The sequence below is a fragment of the Gilvimarinus sp. 1_MG-2023 genome, assembly GCF_030548285.1.
In genome coordinates this window covers 1-274 of the sequence record NZ_JAUOSC010000968.1, presented here as the reverse complement: position 1 = coordinate 274, position 274 = coordinate 1, and the positions used below count along the sequence as shown (strand labels likewise).

Genomic DNA, 274 nt, shown 5'->3' with positions numbered 1-274 from the left:
CCACAACGCCAGAGCAGTTCCCTGACCGGCCGTCCAATCAGCGCTTGCAGTGCCATCGGGTCATCGGCAGACAAGCTGCGGTGCTTGAAACTACTGGATGGGCTGAAATGACGGGTCACGCACTCAGGAATATCATGTTCAATAAAACGCTGCGCACCACCCGCGACAATAATTTCGCCATGGTGGGAAGTTTGCAGTGAAGCATTCAGTTGATGTTGCAGACAAAACTGAACTTGTTCCAGCAGCCAAATCTCTGCCCCAGCCCACTGAAAGG

1 protein-coding gene is annotated in these 274 nt (G+C 53.3%); it reads right to left on the bottom strand.

The window, feature by feature from the left end; translation table 11 throughout:
- Window positions 1–274 (bottom strand): hypothetical protein (locus Q4563_RS19755; protein WP_303605729.1); only part of this gene is annotated, 274 nt, incomplete at both ends.